Raw genomic sequence first — 3,497 nt, forward strand, 5'->3', positions numbered from 1 at the left:
GCCTCGCCGAACTCTGGAAACACCACGGCATCACCCCCGACGCCGTCACCGGCCACTCCCAAGGCGAAATCGCCGCCGCCTACACCGCCCGCGCTTTGTCACTCGAAGACGCCGCCAAAACCGTCATCCTGCGCGCCCAGGCCATCACCGCCCTCGCCGGCACCGGCACCATGGCCTCCCTCCCCCTGCCCCCCGACCACGTCACACAACTCCTCGACGGCGACGTCCACATCGCCGCCATCAACGGCACGGAAACCACCGTCGTCTCCGGCTCTGTCACCGCCATCGACGCCCTGCTCGCCCGATGCGAAGAACGCGGGATACGGGCCCGGAAGATCCCCGTCGACTACGCCTCCCACTGCAACCACGTCGAAACCATCCGCCAGGACATCCTCACCGCGCTGGAGGGCATCACCCCCCACACGACGGACATCGCGTTCTACTCCACCGTCACCGCCCAGCCCATCGACACCAGCACCCTCACCCCCGAGTACTGGTACACCAACCTCCGCCAGCAGGTCCGCTTCCACGACACCGTCGAACTCCTCCACACCGACGGCTACCGCTACTACATCGAAACCAGCCCCCACCCCGTCCTGACCATCGGACTCCAGCAAACCTTCGACGACCGACCCACCGCCATCCTCCCCACCCTCCGCCGCGACCAAGGCGACCACCTCCCCCACGCACTCGCCGAAGCCCACACCCGCGGCCTCGACATCAACTGGCACCTGCCGGCAGTCACGGGCCCGCTGCCCGCCCTGCCCACCTACGCCTTCCAACACGAGCGCTACTGGCTCGACGCCCCCGCAGGCACCGGCGACGCCACCAGCCTCGGCCTGACCCGTTCCGCGCACCCCCTGCTCGGTGCGGTGACGACGCTCGCGGAGAGCGACGCGCTGCTGCTGACGGGCCGTCTGTCCGTGGAGACGCACCCCTGGCTGGCGGACCACATCGTCGCGGACACGGTGCTGCTGCCCGGCACGGCGCTGGTGGAACTGGCGGTGCAGGCCGCGGACCAGGTGGGCTGCGACCGCATCGACGAGCTGACCTTGGAGGCCCCGCTGGCGCTCGGCCGGCGAGGCGGCGTACAGCTGCAGGTCGCGGTCGGTGCGCCGGACGAGCACGGGCGGCGTCCGCTGAGTATCCACTCCAGGTCCGAGGCGGACGACGCCGTCTGGGCCCGGCACGCGACCGGCGCCGTGAGCACCGCTCCCGCCGAGGCCTCCGCGACCGCCGAACTCGCCGACTGGCCGGTGCCGGGGGCGCAGCAGGAGCCGACCGCCGAGCTGTACGAGCGGATGGAAGCCGCCGGGGTGTTCTACGGACCCGCTTTCCGCGGTGTCACGGCGGTCTGGCGGCGTGGCGAGGACCTCTTCGCCGAACTCGTGCTTCCGGCCGACACGGACCGCTCCGGCTACGGACTTCATCCGGCGCTGCTGGACGCGGCGCTGCACCCGCTCGCTCTGGACGCCGACGCGTCCGGCGCGGCCGGGATCCGGATGCCGTTCTCCTGGCAGGGTGTCACCCTGCACGCCACGGGTGCGGCGGCCCTGCGGGTCCGGCTGAGCCCGACCGCCAACGGTGTGGAACTGGTCGCCGCGGACCCGGCCGGCGCGCCGGTGCTGTCGGTGCAGAACATGGTGGCCCGGTCCCTGTCCGCGGAGCGGCTGGCCGAGCTGCGTGACCTGCTGAACGGCGATCCGGCCGCCGTCCCGGTGCGCAAGGTGTCACGGCCGGTGGCTTCCGCTCCGGACGAGGCGGGCGGGTCGCGGTTCGCCCAGCGGCTCGCCGGGCTGAGCGAGGCCGAGCAGATCGCGGCCGTCCTCGACACGATCCGCGCCCAGGTGGCGACCGTGCTGGGGCACGCGACGCCGGAGAGCATCGACACGGACCGGGCCTTCAAAGAGCTCGGCATCGACTCGATCATGGGCGTGGAGATCCGGAACCGGTTGGCGGCGGCGACCGGACTGCGGCTGCCCGCGACCCTGGTCTTCGACTATCCGACGCCGCTGAGTCTGGCCGAGTCGCTGCGCGAGGAGGCGCTCGGCATCCAGGCCTCCGCACCGGCGCACACCGTGGTCAGGGGAGCCGCGGACGAGCCGCTGGCCATCGTCGCGATGGCCTGCCGCTACCCCGGGGGCGTCGCGTCGCCCGAGGACCTGTGGCGGCTCGTCGACAACGGCGTGGACGCCATCGGCGACTTCCCCGACAACCGCGGCTGGGACGTGGCCGGCCTGTACGACCCGGATCCCGGCAAGGCGGGCAAGACGTACTCCCTGCAAGGTGGCTTCCTCTACGACGCCGACCGGTTCGACGCGGACTTCTTCGGGATCTCCCCGCGTGAGGCACTGGCCACCGACCCGCAGCAGCGGCTGCTCCTGGAGACCGCCTGGGAGGTGCTGGAGCGGGCCGGGCTGGATCCGGCCACGCTGCGCGGCAGCAGGACCGGTGTCTTCACCGGCGTCGGGCACAACGACTACCGGGCGAGGCTCGACGCCGCGCCCGAGGCGTTCGAAGGCCATCTGCTGACCGGCAACATGACCAGCGTCGCGTCCGGCCGGGTGGCGTACACGCTCGGCCTGGAGGGCCCGGCCGTCTCCGTCGAGACCGCCTGCTCCTCTTCTCTCGTCGCCCTGCACCTGGCCGGTCAGGCCCTGCGCAACGGCGACTGCACGATGGCACTGGTGGGCGGCGTCGCGGTCATGCCGACTCCGGGCGGCTTCATCGAGTTCAGCCGGCAGCGCGGGCTGGCCCGGGACGGCCGCTGCAAGGCGTTCTCCGAGGAGGCCGACGGCACCGGCTGGAGCGAGGGCGTGGGCCTGCTCCTGGTGGAGCGGCTGTCCGACGCCGAGCGCAACGGCCACCAGGTCCTCGCGGTGGTCCGCGGCAGCGCCGTCAACCAGGACGGCGCCAGCAACGGGCTGACCGCCCCCAACGGCCCCTCCCAGCAGCGCGTCATCCAGGCCGCCCTCGCCAACGCCGGGCTCACACCGGCCGAGGTGGACGCGGTGGAGGCGCACGGCACCGGCACCCGGCTGGGCGACCCGATCGAGGCACAGGCGATCCTCGCCACGTACGGGCAGGACCGGCCGGCCGACAAGCCGCTGCGGCTGGGCTCGCTGAAGTCCAACATCGGCCACACACAGGCCGCCGCCGGTGTCGCGGGCATCATCAAGATGGTCATGGCGATGCGCCATGAACAGCTGCCCAGGACGCTGCACGCCGACAACCCCTCCTCGCACATCGACTGGGAGGCGGGCGCCGTCTCCTTGCTGACGCAGGCTCAGCCCTGGGAGCAGAACGGCCGTCCGCGCCGGGCCGGTATCTCTTCCTTCGGCGTGAGCGGCACCAACGCACACGTCATCATCGAGGAGCACGTCGAGGAGCCTGCCGAGGCGAAGGCCCCCGAGGCTGCGGCGGGTCCGCTGCCGTGGGTGCTGTCCGCCAAGAGCCTGCCCGCCCTGCACGACCAGGCCGCACGCCTGCACGACCTG

General features: G+C 72.3%; 1 protein-coding gene. It reads left to right on the forward strand.

The window, feature by feature from the left end; translation table 11 throughout:
• The coding region (locus AB0D57_RS47400; protein WP_362088719.1) for a beta-ketoacyl synthase N-terminal-like domain-containing protein at positions 1 to 3,497 on the forward strand (3,497 nt) is incomplete at both ends.

It is taken from the genome of Streptomyces sp. NPDC048275, assembly GCF_040652275.1.
Taxonomy (GTDB): domain Bacteria; phylum Actinomycetota; class Actinomycetes; order Streptomycetales; family Streptomycetaceae; genus Streptomyces.